The organism is Criibacterium bergeronii (assembly GCF_001693775.2).
Taxonomy (GTDB): Bacteria; Bacillota; Clostridia; order Peptostreptococcales; family Filifactoraceae; genus Peptoanaerobacter; species Peptoanaerobacter bergeronii.
Genome location: NZ_MBEW02000004.1, coordinates 1 through 16875, shown reverse-complemented (window position 1 = coordinate 16875; position 16875 = coordinate 1). Strand labels below are relative to the sequence as shown.

The window sequence follows — 16875 nt, the reverse complement described above, 5'->3', positions numbered from 1 at the left end:
GTAAACGTGCAGCGAAATGTGAATATACTAAGCATTTTATTAGATAAAAATATCAAATCAATTCTCCGTATTATCCAAAAAATATGCAGCTGCACCAATTAATGCTGAATCCATCTTGAATTTACTTATTCTAATCTGAGTTTTTTCAAACACCTCCTGTATGACTCTATCCTTGATTAAAGGTGACAACAGTTTCAGCAATTTGTCTCCGGCTTTAGAATATTCATCACCTATAATAATTATATCCGGATTGTATGAATTGATTATGTTTACTATGCCAACAGCAAGATAGCCTACAGCCTCTTTAAATATACGCTCAGCCAATCTATCTTTTGAAAGTAAAGCATTAAAATAATCATCTATATTTGAATTTAATGTAAGAGGTGTATTTTTGTATTTGCCGTTTTTTAATAGCTCATCTTTTCTATCTAAAATAGCTATAGTTGACGCATAAGTTTCTAAACAGCCCACATTACCGCACTTACATTTTTTACCATCAAAGTTTATTGAAGTATGCCCTATCTCCCCTAATATTCCCAGACTTCCGTTGAGCACTTCTCCATCTACTATCAGTCCTGCACCTATACCTTGCCCTGCTGCTAAATAAATTAAACTACCCTTGTCCAAAAACGGTGTATCCAGCCACCATTCGCATAATGCTCCAGCCTTTGCATCGTGAACCATTCTCACCGGCAAATTAAAACATTTCCGCAAATACTCTTGTATGTCAATTTCTCTCCATTTAGAAAAATTTGACAAATATATAAGATTTTTTTCACCCTTTATAAATGGTCCGGGCACAGACACTCCTATACCTATATATTTATAATTTTGATATTTTTCAAAAGTAGCTTTAATTTTTAATTTCAATTCTTCTAAAATAGCGAAGGGGTCGTTGTCCAAGTCTATCCTATATTTTATGATTTCATAATCGTTCAAATTAAGGTCGAATATTCCAAATAGTATATGATGCCTAGTAAGCCTTACCGCCAATATTCTATATAATTGTGTGTTTAGTGACAACTGTATAGACTTTCTCCCAACGCCATTGTCTACATACCCTTTTTCAACAACCAAAGTATCTTCTATTAAATCATTGACAATATTCGTAACTGTAGATGGTTTTAGCCCGGTTTTTTTTGCAATTTGTGCCCTACTTACATTTTGGTATTTTCGAATTATATTTAATATTAATGAGCGGTTCATAGATTGCAAATCAAATATGTTTTTTCCTCTTTTGTAGTCCAAATAATCACCCCCTTTGTTAAGTCATACGCATATTTTTAAAAAATTATATCATAAAAAGCATATCCGTTACAAGTTTAAAAAAGTACATAAAAACTGTGTTATTATCATAAATAATACACTATTTGCTTATTTGTAGCAGATTTGCTTTATAAATTTTACATTAATGATTAAAAAATTTTATAAGCTTTGCAGAAAACGATTGACAATATAAAAAGACAGAGTATAATTTAAATATAATTAATTCATTCAATGAATTAATTGATTATATAATTCAAGAATGAATTACTAAGAAAGATTAATTTTATAGGAGGGTACTATGAGAAAATTTTTAGGCATTATGGTAGCCATTGTAATGATGGCAACTCTTGCTGCATGTGGCGGTCAAGCTCCGGCTAAGACTGAAACAAAAGATGCTGCAAAAGAAGAAACAAAGACAGAAGATACAGCTAGCAAAGACAAATTATACATAGCTGCTTGTATTCACTCCACAGACAACGAATACTGGAACCAAGAGGCTGAAGGTGTAAAAATGTTTGCAAAAACATTACCTGAAGGCACAGCGGAGGTAGAAGTATTAACTTGCGATGGTGATGACGAAAAACAATTAAATGGTATTAAAGCTTTCATAGCCAGCCATGGTAAAAACTGTATATTCTATGTAGACCCAAGTAATGCTCCAAATACCGCAGCTATCGCAGAAGTTTGCGAAGAAGCAGGAGTTTATTGGACAAGTGTATGGCATTTAGCAGAAGGTCTTAATCCAGCAGATTACAAATATTATGTAGCTCACCAATCAGTTGACGGTGTTGCTCAAGGTTATGATATTGCAAAAGCAATCTTCGATACTTTTGAAACAAAAGGTAAGGGTAAAATATTAGCTCTACAAGGTCAATTAGGAAACGACTCCGCAGTAGAAAGATATGAAGGTCTTAACAAAGCTCTTGCAGAATATCCTGACATTGAATTATTAGACACACAGGTTGCTAACTGGAGTTCTCAAGAGGCTCTTAAAACAACGGAAACTTGGCTTGCAAAATATGGCGAAGACATCGATGGTATTTGGTGTGCAAATGATGACATGGCTATAGGTGCATTACAAGCATTAAAGGCAAAGGGTCTAAACGGAAAAGTTAAACTTTGCGGTGTTGATGGTGTTTCAGCTGCATTAGATGCTATTGAGGCAGGAGACATAGTATGCACAGTTGCTAACAATGGATACCTACAAGGTGGATATGGTGCGTCTTTTGCATATCAAGCATACGCTGGAAAAATTAAAGTTGATGAATTAAAAACTAGAGCATTCTACACAGATGGCAGTTTCGTAGATGCTACAAATTTAAAAGATTTCAAATCTACATTCGTGGATAGCACTCCAACTTACGACTTTAACGACCTAGACTTTGTAGTAGCAAGACCTATGGAGATAAAATAGTAATTTACAATTATTATAAAAAATCCGCTATTTATAGCGGATTTTTTATAAATAGAAAGGGCAAATACAAATGGATACTCTAAAGACTAACAAACAGAATAATTCAAATCTTAGTATAGCTGAAGAGTTTGCTGAGAAAATAAAGAGCCAGCAAAAAAAGGATAAGCTATCCAAAGCTGCTCCTTTAATTGTACTTGCTACGATTATAGTTTTAGCCTCTATATTTGTAAAAGGATTTTTTTCATTAACTAATGTTGTAAATCTTTTAAATCAAATTTCAATTCCTCTTGTGTTAGCGACCGGTTTAACCTTTGTAATATTGATTGGATGTATAGACTTATCCTTAGAGGGTGTGATGGGTCTTGCCGGTTCTGTAGTAAGTTTATTGGTACTCAACAATAAAAATGGAAATAATTTTGGTATTTTAGCTTTTATAATTATTCTTTTATTAGGAGCGTCAATCGGTGCTCTTACTGGTTTTTTACACGTTAAAATGAGAATTCCTTCATTTATTGTAACTTTTGGTATGGGTAGTGTTGCAACAGGTTTTGCAATAATGTCTTATATGGGCAAGCCTGCTACTATCACCGACCCAATGTTTGCTAAGCTATCCAGCGGTAGCTTGCTAGGTATCCCATATCTTACATGGATAGCCTTTGTAGTGTTTGCTATTGGAGTATTTTTGCAAAAATATACTGCCTTTGGTGCGTCAGTATACGCAATAGGTGATAACGAGTCAATAGTTAGAGCAAATGGAATTAATATAGATAAGGTAAAAATAAAGATATTTGCTTGGTGTGCTCTTTGTGCATCCGTTGCAGGTATATTTGGAGCAATAAGACTTCAAAGAGGTGAGTTTAGCATAGGAGTAAACAATTTATTTACTACTATCACAGCCTTAGTTGTAGGTGGTGCAGCACTATCCGGCGGCAAAGGCGGTATGTTCCAATCATTAGTAGGGGTGCTGAGCATCACTGTAATACAAAACTGTATGATATTAATCGGAGTTAATCCTTTTATACAAGAGGCTGTAAAAGGTGTAATCATTATAATTGCTGTATCTCTTTCCATTTCAAGAGATAGTAAGTTCATAGTTAAGTAAGGGGGATATATGGAAAAGCAAGTTTTGTTTGAAACAAAGGGTATAGGCAAAACCTATGGAACTAATACAGTTTTACAAGACATTGATATGCAAATATATCCCGGAGAAATAATTGGACTTATTGGCGAAAATGGAGCTGGTAAATCTACCTTGCTAAAGATAATATCAGGTGTGGAACGTGCCAGTGCCGGCAATATGTATATAAATTCTCAGCAATACATAGGGGGCAGTCCTGTCATAGCAAACAATATGGGTATCGGTATGGTTTTTCAGGAGCAATCCTTGATAAGAAATCTTACCGTCGCACAAAATATTTTCTTAGGAAAAGAATACCAATATAGACACATTGGCATAGTAAATTGGTCAAAAATGGAGCATGATGCAAAGGCTGTCTTAGAAGAGATTGGTATAAATAATATTAAACCAAGCGAACTGGTCATGAATTTAAGCTTTGCTGCTAGACAAATGGTTGAGATTGCAAAAATATTCAATATTGTATCAAAATCTCCCGGAAAGTCAATTATCTTGTTGGACGAACCAACCTCAGTATTAAACGATGCGGAAATAAAGCAGCTCTTTGAGCAAATAAGAAAAATTGTATCTCAAGGTAATTCAGTGGTATTTGTATCTCACAGACTGGACGAAGTAATGGAAATCTCCGACAGAATTTATATTTTCAAAGATGGAAAACAAGTTGGCATGATGGAAAAAAAGGATGCAAATGAAGCTATACTATACGAAAAAATGGTAGGCAGAAACACCACAGGAGAATACTACAAAGTTAACAAACAGACTGTACCTGATATGGATAAGGAATTATTAAAAGTAGAAAATTTAGCCAAGTTTGGAGTATTTAAAGATATATCATTTTCTCTTCACGCAGGTGAAGTGCTGGGAATATGTGGAGTAGAAGGCTCAGGAAAAGAGGAGCTGTGTGACATCTTAGTAGGTGAAGACCATGCCACTAGCGGAGAAATATTTGTAAAAGGTCAAAATATCAATATAAAAAATCAGTCAATCGCATTAAATAATGGCATCCTATCTATTCCAAAGGAAAGAAGAACTCAGGGTATGATAGGCACTCTTTGTGTAAAAGAAAACATGATGCTGTCAAGCTTAAACAAAATATCAAAATTTGGAATTTTACCAAAATCCTCTCAAGATGAAGTTGCTAAAAAATGGATTGATACTCTAGCAATTAAAACAAACGGTGCAAATGAAATGATGCTCCATCTTAGCGGTGGAAATGCTCAAAAGGTTGTATTTGCAAGAGCTATCAATTCAGAGGCAGAGATACTAATACTTAACCACCCTACCCGTGGTGTGGATATCGGCTCAAAAGAAGAAATATATGACCTTATTAGAACTATCACCAATAAAGGTATGGCAGTAATTTTACTAGGTGATACATTGGACGAAAGCATCGGCATTTCAAGCAAAATAATTGCTCTTAAAGATGGTCTTATTAGTGGTGTATTTGATTGCTCCGCCGATAATAAGCCTGACCAAGTAGATATTGTTAAATGTATGCTATAGGAGGTGAAAGTATGAATACAAATGACTTAAAAAATAAATTTGGAAGTGTAAATAAATATCTAAATATAGTTAGCTTAATCGTATTAATAATTGTATTCTTGTTTTTAAATCCTAATTTTTTAGCAATGAATAACATAACAAATATACTTACCGATACTGCTCCATTGCTGCTAATGGCTATTGGTATAACTTTTGTACTTCTTTTAGGCTCTATAGACTTATCGACAGGCTCTATTTGTACTTGTACTTGTGTAATTACAGGATTATACATAGGCGACTATGGGCTTATGGTTTTAATCCCAGTCGTGGCTTTTGGTCTTTTTGCCGGATTAGTAAACGGACTTGTATTTACAAAACTAAAAGTGCCTTCATTTATTGCCACACTTTGTACTTCAGCTATATTTAAGTGCTTTGCACTTATTCTTTCCGGCGGTAGACCTAAAGGTATACCTATTAAACAATGGGGAGTTTTAGCTTGGTCAAAATTTAAATTAGGAGTAATCCCAATATATTTTATAATAGCCATAATAATACTTCTTATATGTTATTTCATTGAAAAAAGAACAGTGCTTGGAAGAAGTATTTTTGCCTGCGGTGCAAATGAACCCGCTGCCAAAATGATGGGATTAAAAATAGAAAAGGCAAAATTGTACGCTTTTGTTATTTGTGGTGTTTTAAGTGCATTATCAGGATTTTTCTATGCAGTTAAACTGAGAAGTAGTCTGCCAGCTATAGGTGACCCACTAGGTCTACTTTGTATAGCAGCTGTCGCACTTGGTGGCACATCACTTGCCGGAGGCTCAGGCAGCGTATTAAAATCTTTAATAGGTGTTTTGTTAGTTATAGTAATACAAAGCGGATTAAACGTAATTGGTGTCGGTGCATTTTGGCAGCAAATCGTCTTTGGCAGCTTAGTTATAATAGCTATATTCATGAGCTCTGATAAAATTAATACAGATATTATAGTCAAGTAGGCACAATATGAATTATATAAAATCAATTAATCACATTACAATTAATACGGTAGACATAGAAAAAAGCCTGTGGTTTTATGAAAAAATATTAGGTCTGCCTAAGCTTGACTTCATTGACATGGATGACCACAAGCTATTTTACTTCGACTTGGGAAATGGTATAAGACTAGAGCTTATTGAGTATCAACATAAAATAGCTTTTGCCAACCAACACCAACAAGTTGGAGCATATAGACATATATGTTTTGAGACAGATAATATGTATGAATTAACATCAAAATTGACTGAAAATGATATTAGCATAATCAAACAACCTTCTTTTGTAAAAAAATTAGGATACTATACTATGCTTATACAAGACCCTAATCTTGTAGAAATAGAATTTTTTAGTAAGACTTTAAAGGGGAAATAACTATGCCACTTTTTGCAGGAATAGATTTAGGCACATCGTCACTAAAGGTTCTTGTTGTAAATGAACTAGGCGATACAATAGCTGTCGCTAACAGACAATATAAAGTTAATATAGAAAAAATAGGATATGCCGAGCAAGACCCGAAGGATTGGTGCAACGCCCTTGAAGATGCTCTATTTGACATATCAAAAAAATGTAATATAAACGAAATTATCTCTATAGGCTTTTCCGGTCAAATGCACGGTCTAGTACCCCTAGATGAAAAGGGAGATGTAATAAGACCTGCAATTATTTGGATGGACCAAAGAACCAAGCAAGAATGTCTATTTATACAAAAAATCGCTAGAGTAAATGATTTATATCAAGAGCTGCTAAACAAACCAGCAGCAGGAATGTTGGTTTGCTCACTACTTTGGATGAAAGAAAATGAAAAAGAAAATTTTGATAAAATTAACAAAGTAATCAGTCCAAAAGACTATATAAGATATTACCTCACTGGCGAAACCCTAGCTGATGAAACTGACGCATCCGCCACATTATGCTATTCAATAAAAGATAGAGTGTGGAGTGAAACATTACTTGACCTATTGGAGTTTCCAAAAAAAATAATGCCAAAAGTAATAAGACCTTATGAAAATGCCGGTAATCTTAAAAAAGAGCTGGCAGATAAGCTCAAATTAAAACAAAATGTCTACATTGCTGCTGGAGGCGGAGACTCTGCAATGCAGCTACTTGGAAACGGTATTATTGATGAATATATTTTTACCTGCAACATCGGTACAGCCTCTCAACTAGCCACAGCATTAAAAAAGCCCATAGTAGACAAAAATATGGTCCTTCAGACTTGGTGCTACGTTGAAAAAGACTTGTGGTATATGCAGTCGGGCACACTAAATGGTGGAAATGTTTTAAAGTGGTTAAAAGAAAATATCCTAGACAACAGTTTATCGTATGAACAAATGGATAAACTCTCAGGCTTGTCAAAAGTGGGCTCTCAAGGTTTAATTTGTCTACCGTACCTAGCAGGAGAAAGAACCCCATTTGTAAACCCATCAGCTAGAGCTATGTTTATAGGCTTTAGTATGAAACACTCAAAAAATGACATGATTAGAGCAGTAATGGAAGGGATTATATATAATCTAAAACTTTCCATGGAAATTTTCAAAGAAATGAATATAGGCTGCAAAAAAATCATTTCTTCAGGGGGCGGCTCTAGGGGAGTGACGTGGAAACAAATCCAAGCAGATATGCTTAATCTACCTGTATACACCACAAACGTATCGGAACAAGCTTGTCTTGGTGCTGCAATTATGGGTGCATATGGCAAAGGATATTTCTCATCAATAAAACAAGCTTGCGAGGTGTTAATCAAGCTCAATGACTCTCCCGTATATCCAATCAAAGAAAATGCTGAATATTACGAAGAAAATGTGAACCTATTTAAAAAAGTATATGAAACAAACAAGGATATTTTTCCAAAATTACAAATCTAAATTGGAGAACAACGATGAAAAAAGAATTAAGCGATTTTGCTGATTTAATAAGATATTATACCTTAAAGGAGCTTGGCAACCTAGGCTATGGGCATTACGGCGGAGCATTATCCATAGTTGAGGTATTAGCAGTGCTTTATGGTGAAGTAATGAAATTCGACCCTAAAAATCCACATAGTACAGACAGAGATTATTTTATCTTATCAAAAGGACACGCTGGTCCTTCTTACTATGCTACATTGGCATTATCCGGATTTTTTGATAAAGAAGAATTGATGACTCTAAATGCCAACGGCACAAACCTGCCCTCACATCCTGATAGAAACAAGGTAAAAGGCGTTGACATGACTACAGGCTCATTAGGTCAAGGCGTGTCTGTTGCCATGGGAGTAGCCTATTACTTAAAATCAAAAAATATGCAAAATAAAGTTTATATAGTAGTAGGAGATGGAGAGCTAAACGAAGGGCAGTGCTGGGAGGCATTTATGTTTGCGTCTCATCAAAAATTAAATAATGTGACAGTTTTTGTTGACGATAACAAAAAACAATTGGACGGCTATACTAAAGATATATGTGATATGCTTGATTTGGAAGAAAAGTTTAAAGCTTTTGGCTTTGACACCTGCAAAGTAAACGGAAATGACGTTGAGCAAATAAAAAAAGCATTATGCGAAAAACAAAACTCAGACAAACCGGTTTGCATAATACTTGATACTATAAAAGGAGCAAAGGTTGACTACATCGCAAATATGCTTGACAATCATCACGTCAGACTAAGCGATGAGGGCAAAAAAATAATGGACGAAACAGTTAAAAAACTTGAACAAGCTCTTATGGAAAAGGGGTTATTAAATGACTAATTTTAAAAAAATTGAAATGAGAAAAGTATACGCCCAAACCATAGAAAAATTATACGAAAAAGATAAAAACGTATACGCTTTAGAGGCTGACTTGAGCAGCTCTATGTCAACATCAAAATTAAAACAAACGATGGGAAAAAACTATGTCGACCTAGGCATTATGGAAGCAAATATGATTGGAGTTGCCGGCGGTATAAATTTGGCTGGCGGATATGCCTTTGCACATTCCTTCGGACAATTTATCACAAGAAGAGCGATGGACCAAGTTTTCATTTCTCTTGGCTACGCTCAGCTTAGTGCGTGCTTAGTCGGCTCTGATGCAGGGGTTACAGCAGAGCATAACGGCGGTACTCATATGACATTTGAAGATGTATCTACATTTAGAGTTATACCAAATATGAAAATATATGACACCTGCGACCCAGTTCAATTTGAATATCTCCTTACAAAGGCTTATGAAAACAAAGAGCTGACATATATAAGAACAGCTAGAAAAGAGCCGGAGGCTTATATATATGAAGTCACAGAAACATTTGAGTCAGGAGCTAAGGTGCTTAAAGAGGGCAAGGATGTCACAATTATAGCGGCAGGTATAGAAGTAAATGAGGCATTAAAAGCTCATGCACTATTAAAAAAAATTGGAATAGATGCACAAATAATCGATGCCTTTAGAATAAAACCATTGAATGAAGATATAATTTTATCTTCTGCCAAAAAAACAGGAAAGATAGTGACTTGTGAAAACCATAGCGTTATAAACGGTCTTGGTTCAGCAGTAGCAGAACTGCTAAGTGAAAAGTATCCCGTAAAAATGAAAAGAGTTGGCATACAAAATAGATATGGGCAAGTTGGTAAGCTTGAATATCTAAAAAAGGAATACCAAATTTCTTGTGATAATATAGTCTCAAACGTTAAAGATTTGTTAAAATCTAATTAAATTTTGTAAAACCATCCTCCCAATACAAATATGATAAAAACCACGTCAAATTGGCGTGGTTTTTATTGTGTTATTTTAGGTTTTATTATTAAATCATCTTTCCAAAAACTTTTTCATTTACTCCATTTGCCCTTTTATATTTTTGTTCGTATACATAGTGATACTGAGGGATTTTTCCTAAGTTTAATTGTTTTTCATAATCTTCATTCATTTGCTTGACTTCATTTAACAATACCACTAGCCCTATTATATTTGGTATAGCCATAGCTGCGTTAAACATATCTGCCAGCTCCCATACAAGAGGCACTTTTAGCACTGAACCTGATAAAATAAATACTACCACCATGACCTTAAACACTTTATCTACATTGTCTGACTTAAATAAATATTTAATATTATTTTCCGCAAAATAGTACCAGCCAATCACTGTAGTCAATGAAAAAAATACTAATGCACTCGCAACGAATTTAGAGCCATAATTTCCAAACATCTCAGAAAATGCGTTCATTGTAATCATAACTCCCTGTGCTCCTGATTGATAAGCTCCGGTTGCTATTACTACCAAGCCTGTAGCTGAACAGATAATTATTGTATCAATAAATACTCCAACCATGGCAACTGAGCCTTGGACTACAGGGTGAGATACATCTGCTACTGCGTGAGAGTTTGGAGTAGAGCCAAGTCCAGCCTCATTAGAAAACAATCCTCTTGCAACACCATATCTTATAGCACTTTTTATAGAATATCCCACTGCTCCACCTGCGACAGCGTGGAATGTAAAAGCCTCTTTAAATATTAAAGAAATTGTAGGTATAATATGACTTCTAAATATAAACATAGCAACCAAAGACCCAATTATATAAAATAAAGCCATGAACGGTACAACTAATTCTGCAAATTTTCCTATCCTTTGCATTCCGCCAATAAAAATTAGTGCAGATACAATCGCAATAATTACTCCAACTGCAATAGTTGGAATACCAAAGGCTGTATTTACAGAAGTAGCTATAGAATTAGACTGAACCATGTTTCCTATAAAACCAAGTGCCAATACAATTAAAACTGCATAAATTTTTGCCAGACCTTTCCCAAAAGTTTTCATCCCTTTATTATCAAAACCTTGGCTTATATAATATGCAGGTCCTCCAACAAGTTGACCGTTTTTATCTTTTTTTCTATATTTTTGAGCAAGAGTTGCCTCTACAAAAATCGTAGACATACCCACAAGTGCTGTAACCCACATCCAAAACATTGCACCAGGTCCACCTGATGAAATAGCTGCAGCTACACCGCCAATATTACCTGTACCCACTTGGGCAGCAATGGATGTAGCTAATGCCTGAAACGATGAAAGAGAACCCTCCTTGCTATCTTTTTTATGAAAAATCTTACCAAACGACTCATTCCAGCCTAGTTTTATTCGTTTTAGCTGTGCAAAGCCAAGGTAGATAGTGGATACTAGACCAAACCCAACCAATGCTACCATCATTGGAGGTCCCCAAAGCAACTCATTTATACTTTTTACTATAGCTAAAATTTTCTCCTGCAAAATTTCCCCCTATTTGCAAAACTGCAAATCAAAATATATAAAGTTGATTAATACAAAAATTATCTAATCTAATACTAAATTACTTTGAAAATTGTAGCATAAATATTAAAAAGAAATTTATGCTACTACCTCATGCAAAAATTTTTATAATTAAAACTAATACTACATTTTCTTATGTAAGTTAGTATAAATCACCGTTCATTATTTCCAATAAAAATGATACCGGTCTAAAACCATCATTACATGATATCATTGCAGATTTTGGTTCTTTCATCCACCCGTCAAAAAAATCTTGCCCGCCAGAAGATAATGCGAAAACATATTTTGAAAGATTTTCCCACGCACTTTCACAAAGCTCGACAGGTTTTTCATATCCATTTGAAAAAAATTCTGCCCCTATTTGCATATCACATGGATTACTTATTGGATTTTCATATAAATCAATTAAATCCTTATGCACCGCTCTTTTCATTACTGTTATTTTTACTTTTTTCATTTTGTCTCCAATTTTTTATATTACGAGATTGTATTATATCACTATAGTTCTAAAATTTCAATACAAAGTTGTACGCAAATATAGTACAGGTTTATAATTGTTTTTAGCCTACGCAAAAATACGGCTGTTACAGATTTACCTCTATAACTGCCGTACTTTTATTTGGATTTTTATAATAAATTTCTTTGCCCATTAACATTATCTTTTCATTTCGTAGCTAAGAACTCCTGACTGGCAATTGTCTATTACTTTAGCTATTTTTTCACCACTTGTGCCATCTAAAGCAATCCATGGCTTTTTTTCGGATTGAACGCTTTCGGATTACCATTTACACAGTTGCCGGAATGTTGGCACTTTGCCGCCTTCCAAAGCACTTTTCTTTCATCGTTTTCATATACTCTAGTTTCGTCTGACATAGCACACCTCATTTAATTTTTTTACATCACTTTACAATACATTTATTATACAAGAATAAAAATTTTAAACAAAATGCTCATCCAACACCTTGACTATATCTTGAAATACCACCGCTTTATTTTCCTCCTTGATAATTTCGTGCATCATGTTTGGGTAGACTTTTTTGTAAAAATTTTTGTAGCCTATTTTGCTAAGAGCATTTTTTGTGTTTTCAAGACCCTTTTCTCCTCCTGTTATTGGGTCGTCTTTACCTGAAAAGGAATAAATAGGCACAGATGGATTTTTTACTTGGTAACGTTTTGGCTGAGCAAGATTTCTTACAAGCTCAAGCGTTGAGTAGCATGCTCCGTTATCAAAGTTAAATTTCATCAGGTATTCACTATTTCTATCCAATAAATACTGCTTATTGTATGCAATCCACTTTTCCGGTGGCTTATTCATTGGCGAAAGTCCACTGATAATCCTTGAATGTCCATAATTTCCCCCTGTAAAAAGCATCGCAAGCTTGCTTATAATTATTCCTATGTTAATTATAGAAACTGGAGCAACTGTACCTAATAAAAGTAGTAAATCTATTTTATCATCATTTTGCATTAGATAATTACGAGCCAACAGCGAACCAAGAGAATGTCCCAGCAGAGCTACTGGCAAATTTGGTTGCAAATTTTTTGCATAATCAGTCACTAGGTTCAAATCCTGCAAAACCTCACCTGCATTATCTACATGACCAAATGGATATTTGTCGCTTACAGAATGACCATGCCCTCTTGTGTCACTAATTATACATGTATACCCGTTTTCATTTAACACATCTATCAGCTCAAAGTATCTTTCCTTGTATTCCAACGCTCCCGGAATTAGCTGTACTATTGCCTTAGCATTTTCTTTAGGGAAATAAGCATAGGACAACTTAAATCCATCCCTTGTATTTAAATAGTCATTAAGAATAGGCGTCGTCAAACTTCCCTCCTGTTCAATAAACTTTTTTATACAAACTCTCCATTGTTAGAAATGATTTTCTTAATCCATTTTTCAGAATAAAATCTTTTTACCCCGATTATAAATCTAAACAAATCCTCAATACCAACAATCATTACAACTAAGTATATAGGTAACTTAAATAATGCCGCTCCTGCAAATGCCAAAGGCACTCCTACAATCCATACCACACCTATATCCAGCATTAATGAAAACCTTGTATCTCCTCCACACCTAAGTATTCCTACTATTAGTGTAGTATCCCATGCTACAAGTGGTAGCCAAAAAGCTTTTGCCCATAATATTTTTTGAATAGAGTTCAACGTATCAGCGTCCAACTGCAAAAAATAATCCAAGAAAAAAGATAGTATCACCAGCAAAACGCTGACAATTATACCCGTCACAAAAGAAAGCCTGCCAAATATAAGTGCATAATAAGCAGCCATATGCTTGTGATTTCGTCCAAGCTGTTCCCCTACCATAGCACCGCAGGCATTAGCCAGCCCAAATAAAAAAATCGCCAATAAATTTGTGACAACAGTTGCAATCTGCACGCTTGCAACAGCCGATGCTCCCAGTTTTGAGTAAGCCACGCTATACATAAACATTCCAAGACTCCAAATAGACTCATTTAGTACAACCGGTACAGAGATTTTTACATACTCTGATATAAAATTTTTCGTAAAATTTTTAAACTCTGAAATAGTTCCAGCTAGGATTTCCCTTTTCCAATATACAAGTGCAAGCATTACTAAAAATTCCAAAATCCTTGCACTTAGCGTAGCTATGGCAGCTCCATTTACACCAAGACTTGGCATACCAAAATTTCCAAAAATAAAAATATAATTACCGAAAAAATTAGCAAAAAGTCCAACCAAACTGGCAACAGTAGGAATAGCGGCTTGTTGTACCGAACGTGATGAAATACTCATGGAAATTGACACCGCATTAAACAAATATGAAAAAGCAACTATTTTTAAATAACCCTCAGCCATCTGAAAGGTCTCATCATTACCTGAAAAAATATGCAAAAAAGACATCGGGAAGAAAAATGCAATTACAAAAAATATTAACGACAAAATAACTGCAATAGCACTTACAAACCCAAAGGTTGAACGAATTCTTTTAATATCCTTTACCCCATAATACTGGGCAATAAAAACTCCGCCCCCTGAGCAAAGTCCAAAGCAGACCATATAAAATAAAAAATATAGCTGGTTACTGTACCCCACCGCCGCTAAAGCGTCAATAGTCACCTGTCCATGTCCATAACGCTCAATCATCAAAGTGTCTAGCAGATTTATCATATTAGAAATCAAGTTCTGAAATACCACCGGTATCATCAAGCGAAATGATTGCCTAAAAAATTGACCCCCTACAAAATCATCCGGTCTTTGTGATAAAAAATTTGTACTTTTTATATTAAAGCTTGAAAGCATATATAATCCCCAAAATTTTCCAACATTAATTATAATTTCTCTTTGATTTTTTATTATACTAAATTTTTTAATTTTCATAAAGAAAAAACACTGCACAAAATTTTAATGAAGTGTTAATTTATAAGTGCAGTAATTGTTTTATAGCTTTAAAAACAATTTTTTCGATACATTTGCTTCATAAAAATGCAACGTATTTTTTTACGTTGCACTTTTAATTAATTCTTAATATATTTCGTTCCTTTTCCTTTGCCGATTTTCCTGATAAAACTTTCATTTATTAGTTCTTCTAAAGCTCTCAAGGTTTTTGTTTTTTCAAATCCACTCAGTTTATCTAGTTGTAGCCTAGTTAGCGGCTCATCATTTTTCATAAAATTTAATAAATATGAAGAGTTTTTACTAAGTCCACTTATTTCTTGCATAATTATTGGCAAATGTATCATTATAGAATTGAGATAAACCTTAAAAATTGGCTTTTTTAATGAATTTCTATAAGTGTATCTAATTCTTTTTATACCTGTTCCAAATCTTTCAATCAATCCTAATCTGTTAAATAAGCTACCAATTTTCTCATTTTTTAAAATAGAAACTTGCCCATTTACATACTCTTGCTCACTTATACCAATAGGCAAACCACCAGGTGAGGCTATTTCTATATAATCGTCAAACATTGAAATCCTAATAGCAGCTTGTATGCTCCAATCTCTATGAACAAGTGCATTAGCTATAGCTTCTCTAAAGGCATCTTCCGGAATTTTTTCAACCCTAGACCTAATTACCCCATCAATTTTTTCGTATTGATAATATCTTCTATACACTTCAATAGCTTGCTCATAAGCTGATAAAATAGAAATTCCATCTAGTTGAACTCTTTCTTTGAGTACATTTATATCACTTCCAAACCTAACAATGTCAATCAATCTGAAAGAATTTTTGTCTGCAACTAACTCCGCAGCTATATTATATCCTTTTTTGTCTGTATATAGACCTAAGGTTTTTAAATTGTCCATACTTAATTTCTCAATATTCAAGCTCTTTATTAGAGCATTTTCTAATACATTAAAGGTGAGATTTACTGTTTTTGCAGGCAATTCTTCAAAGCTTTGACTAGTGCCACTTAATATAAGTCTTTTTAATTCATCCCTGTCTTCAACAGGTAAACTTGATGAATCTCTTCTCATATAAGCTTTATTTTTTAATAAATATGGTTTAAATTCGCTTTCAAATACTTTTAAAATAACTTTACCATTTTCTTCGTCAATATCTATCTTGTAATCCGGTCTTGGCTCTATGCTATCATTTATCTTATTTTCTATATCTAACGCAACTTTTTTTAAATCATGTAAGTTTGCGGTTTCTCCATTATCATTTACTCCAAAAATAATTGCACCATCATTGTAATTTGCAAATGCACTTACAGTTTTTAAAAAGGTATCAGTTAACTTGGATTTGAATTCTAAATTATATGTTTCTCTAAGGTTCATCGTTTCACCTCCGCATATAAATTGTATCAAATGCAACGCAAAAATGCAACGTATTTTTTTACGTTGCATTTTGCTGCGAAAATATATTATTAATTGCATTTATATTTTATGATATTGTTTTTATTAAATTTTTAATTATATTGTTGTAATATTGTCCCTCAAGTGGTATAATATCTTTGTAAAAAATAAGTCTTCAGGGTGGGTATTATTCCCAACTGGCGGTATAGTCCGCGAGCCTTAATCGGCACGATTTGGTGAAATTCCAAAACCAACAGTAAAGTCTGGACGGAAGAAGATTTTATAACTGATAAAGTTTTAATATCTTTATTTCGCATTGCAAAATTTTATTTTGCTTATCACCAGACAAAATTCCTTGTCCGGTGTTTTTTTATTTATAATTTAAGGATATTATAGATATGAAAATCGAAACTAAAAAATTAGTAATGCTTGCTATGCTTTCTGCACTATCATATATTATGGTAGTATTTATCAACATTCCTGTGGTAATGTTTTTGAAGTAC

14 protein-coding genes, 1 pseudogene and 1 riboswitch are annotated in these 16875 nt (G+C 34.0%); of the genes and pseudogenes, 8 read left to right on the top strand and 7 right to left on the bottom strand.

Annotated features, from left to right (window positions below; genetic code table 11):
- Positions 1 to 57 precede the first annotated feature (57 nt).
- Entirely contained in the window at positions 58 to 1248 is a 1191-nt protein-coding gene (locus BBG48_RS02675; protein ID WP_068912527.1) for an ROK family transcriptional regulator, read from the bottom strand.
- A gap of 316 nt (positions 1249 to 1564) precedes the next feature.
- Between BBG48_RS02675 and BBG48_RS02670 the strand changes: the two genes are divergently transcribed.
- From BBG48_RS02670 to BBG48_RS02635, 8 genes are all read left to right on the top strand, one after another.
- Positions 1565 to 2680 carry a sugar ABC transporter substrate-binding protein gene (locus tag BBG48_RS02670; protein WP_068912525.1) on the top strand — a complete coding sequence of 372 codons (1116 nt, stop codon included), beginning with the start codon at positions 1565 to 1567 and terminating at the stop codon, positions 2678 to 2680.
- Positions 2681 to 2750: 70 nt separating this feature from the next.
- Entirely contained in the window at positions 2751 to 3782 is a 1032-nt protein-coding gene (locus BBG48_RS02665; RefSeq protein WP_068912523.1) for an ABC transporter permease, read from the top strand.
- Between the two features lie 9 nt (positions 3783 to 3791).
- Positions 3792 to 5318 carry a sugar ABC transporter ATP-binding protein gene (locus tag BBG48_RS02660; protein WP_068912522.1) on the top strand — a complete coding sequence of 509 codons (1527 nt, stop codon included), beginning with the start codon at positions 3792 to 3794 and terminating at the stop codon, positions 5316 to 5318.
- A gap of 11 nt (positions 5319 to 5329) precedes the next feature.
- On the top strand, positions 5330 to 6292 hold the full coding sequence (locus tag BBG48_RS02655; RefSeq protein WP_068912520.1) for an ABC transporter permease: 963 nt from the start codon (positions 5330 to 5332) through the stop codon (positions 6290 to 6292).
- A gap of 7 nt (positions 6293 to 6299) precedes the next feature.
- Complete coding sequence (locus tag BBG48_RS02650; RefSeq protein ID WP_068912518.1) at positions 6300 to 6704, top strand: VOC family protein; 405 nt, start codon at positions 6300 to 6302, stop codon at positions 6702 to 6704.
- A 2-nt stretch (positions 6705 to 6706) separates the two neighbouring features.
- The gene (gene xylB / locus BBG48_RS02645) at positions 6707 to 8197 is read left to right on the top strand and encodes a xylulokinase (RefSeq protein ID WP_068912517.1); all 1491 of its coding nucleotides are present in this window, start codon (positions 6707 to 6709) and stop codon (positions 8195 to 8197) included.
- A gap of 14 nt (positions 8198 to 8211) precedes the next feature.
- Complete coding sequence (locus BBG48_RS02640) at positions 8212 to 9057, top strand: transketolase (protein ID WP_068912515.1); 846 nt, start codon at positions 8212 to 8214, stop codon at positions 9055 to 9057.
- Positions 9050 to 9994 (top strand): transketolase family protein, encoded by a 945-nt coding sequence (locus BBG48_RS02635; RefSeq protein WP_068912513.1) that lies wholly within the window; start codon positions 9050 to 9052, stop codon positions 9992 to 9994. The genes BBG48_RS02640 and BBG48_RS02635 overlap by 8 nt, the downstream gene beginning before the upstream one ends.
- A gap of 88 nt (positions 9995 to 10082) precedes the next feature.
- On the opposite strand, the gene BBG48_RS02630 is transcribed toward BBG48_RS02635, so the two are convergent.
- From BBG48_RS02630 to BBG48_RS02605, 6 genes and pseudogenes are all read right to left on the bottom strand, one after another.
- On the bottom strand, positions 10083 to 11543 hold the full coding sequence (locus BBG48_RS02630) for an alanine/glycine:cation symporter family protein (RefSeq protein ID WP_330410063.1): 1461 nt from the start codon (positions 11541 to 11543) through the stop codon (positions 10083 to 10085).
- 181 nt (positions 11544 to 11724) lie between these two features.
- The gene (locus BBG48_RS02625; protein ID WP_068912511.1) at positions 11725 to 12039 is read right to left on the bottom strand and encodes a TIGR04076 family protein; all 315 of its coding nucleotides are present in this window, start codon (positions 12037 to 12039) and stop codon (positions 11725 to 11727) included.
- A gap of 198 nt (positions 12040 to 12237) precedes the next feature.
- Positions 12238 to 12455: pseudogene (locus BBG48_RS11560) on the bottom strand ((4Fe-4S)-binding protein).
- Between the two features lie 64 nt (positions 12456 to 12519).
- Positions 12520 to 13416, bottom strand: a complete 897-nt coding sequence (locus BBG48_RS02615) for an alpha/beta hydrolase (protein WP_068912510.1) — start codon at positions 13414 to 13416, stop codon at positions 12520 to 12522.
- A gap of 26 nt (positions 13417 to 13442) precedes the next feature.
- Complete coding sequence (locus BBG48_RS02610) at positions 13443 to 14873, bottom strand: MATE family efflux transporter (RefSeq protein WP_158527894.1); 1431 nt, start codon at positions 14871 to 14873, stop codon at positions 13443 to 13445.
- 215 nt (positions 14874 to 15088) lie between these two features.
- On the bottom strand, positions 15089 to 16354 hold the full coding sequence (locus tag BBG48_RS02605) for an RNA-binding domain-containing protein (RefSeq protein ID WP_068912508.1): 1266 nt from the start codon (positions 16352 to 16354) through the stop codon (positions 15089 to 15091).
- Between the two features lie 185 nt (positions 16355 to 16539).
- Positions 16540 to 16655, top strand: a riboswitch (FMN riboswitch).
- The last annotated feature ends 220 nt before the right edge of the window (positions 16656 to 16875 follow it).

Excerpts from the sequence above, each read along its gene's own strand:
- BBG48_RS02650 (WP_068912518.1), top strand. The coding sequence starts at position 6,300 with ATGAATTATATAAAATCAATTAATCACATTACAATTAATACGGTAGAC.
- BBG48_RS02635 (WP_068912513.1), top strand. The coding sequence starts at position 9,050 with ATGACTAATTTTAAAAAAATTGAAATGAGAAAAGTATACGCCCAAACC.
- xylB (WP_068912517.1), top strand. The coding sequence starts at position 6,707 with ATGCCACTTTTTGCAGGAATAGATTTAGGCACATCGTCACTAAAGGTT.
- BBG48_RS02605 (WP_068912508.1), bottom strand. The coding sequence starts at position 16,354 with ATGAACCTTAGAGAAACATATAATTTAGAATTCAAATCCAAGTTAACT.
- BBG48_RS02665 (WP_068912523.1), top strand. The coding sequence starts at position 2,751 with ATGGATACTCTAAAGACTAACAAACAGAATAATTCAAATCTTAGTATA.
- BBG48_RS02655 (WP_068912520.1), top strand. The coding sequence starts at position 5,330 with ATGAATACAAATGACTTAAAAAATAAATTTGGAAGTGTAAATAAATAT.
- BBG48_RS02660 (WP_068912522.1), top strand. The coding sequence starts at position 3,792 with ATGGAAAAGCAAGTTTTGTTTGAAACAAAGGGTATAGGCAAAACCTAT.
- BBG48_RS02640 (WP_068912515.1), top strand. The coding sequence starts at position 8,212 with ATGAAAAAAGAATTAAGCGATTTTGCTGATTTAATAAGATATTATACC.
- BBG48_RS02670 (WP_068912525.1), top strand. The coding sequence starts at position 1,565 with ATGAGAAAATTTTTAGGCATTATGGTAGCCATTGTAATGATGGCAACT.
- BBG48_RS02610 (WP_158527894.1), bottom strand. The coding sequence starts at position 14,873 with ATGCTTTCAAGCTTTAATATAAAAAGTACAAATTTTTTATCACAAAGA.
- BBG48_RS02625 (WP_068912511.1), bottom strand. The coding sequence starts at position 12,039 with ATGAAAAAAGTAAAAATAACAGTAATGAAAAGAGCGGTGCATAAGGAT.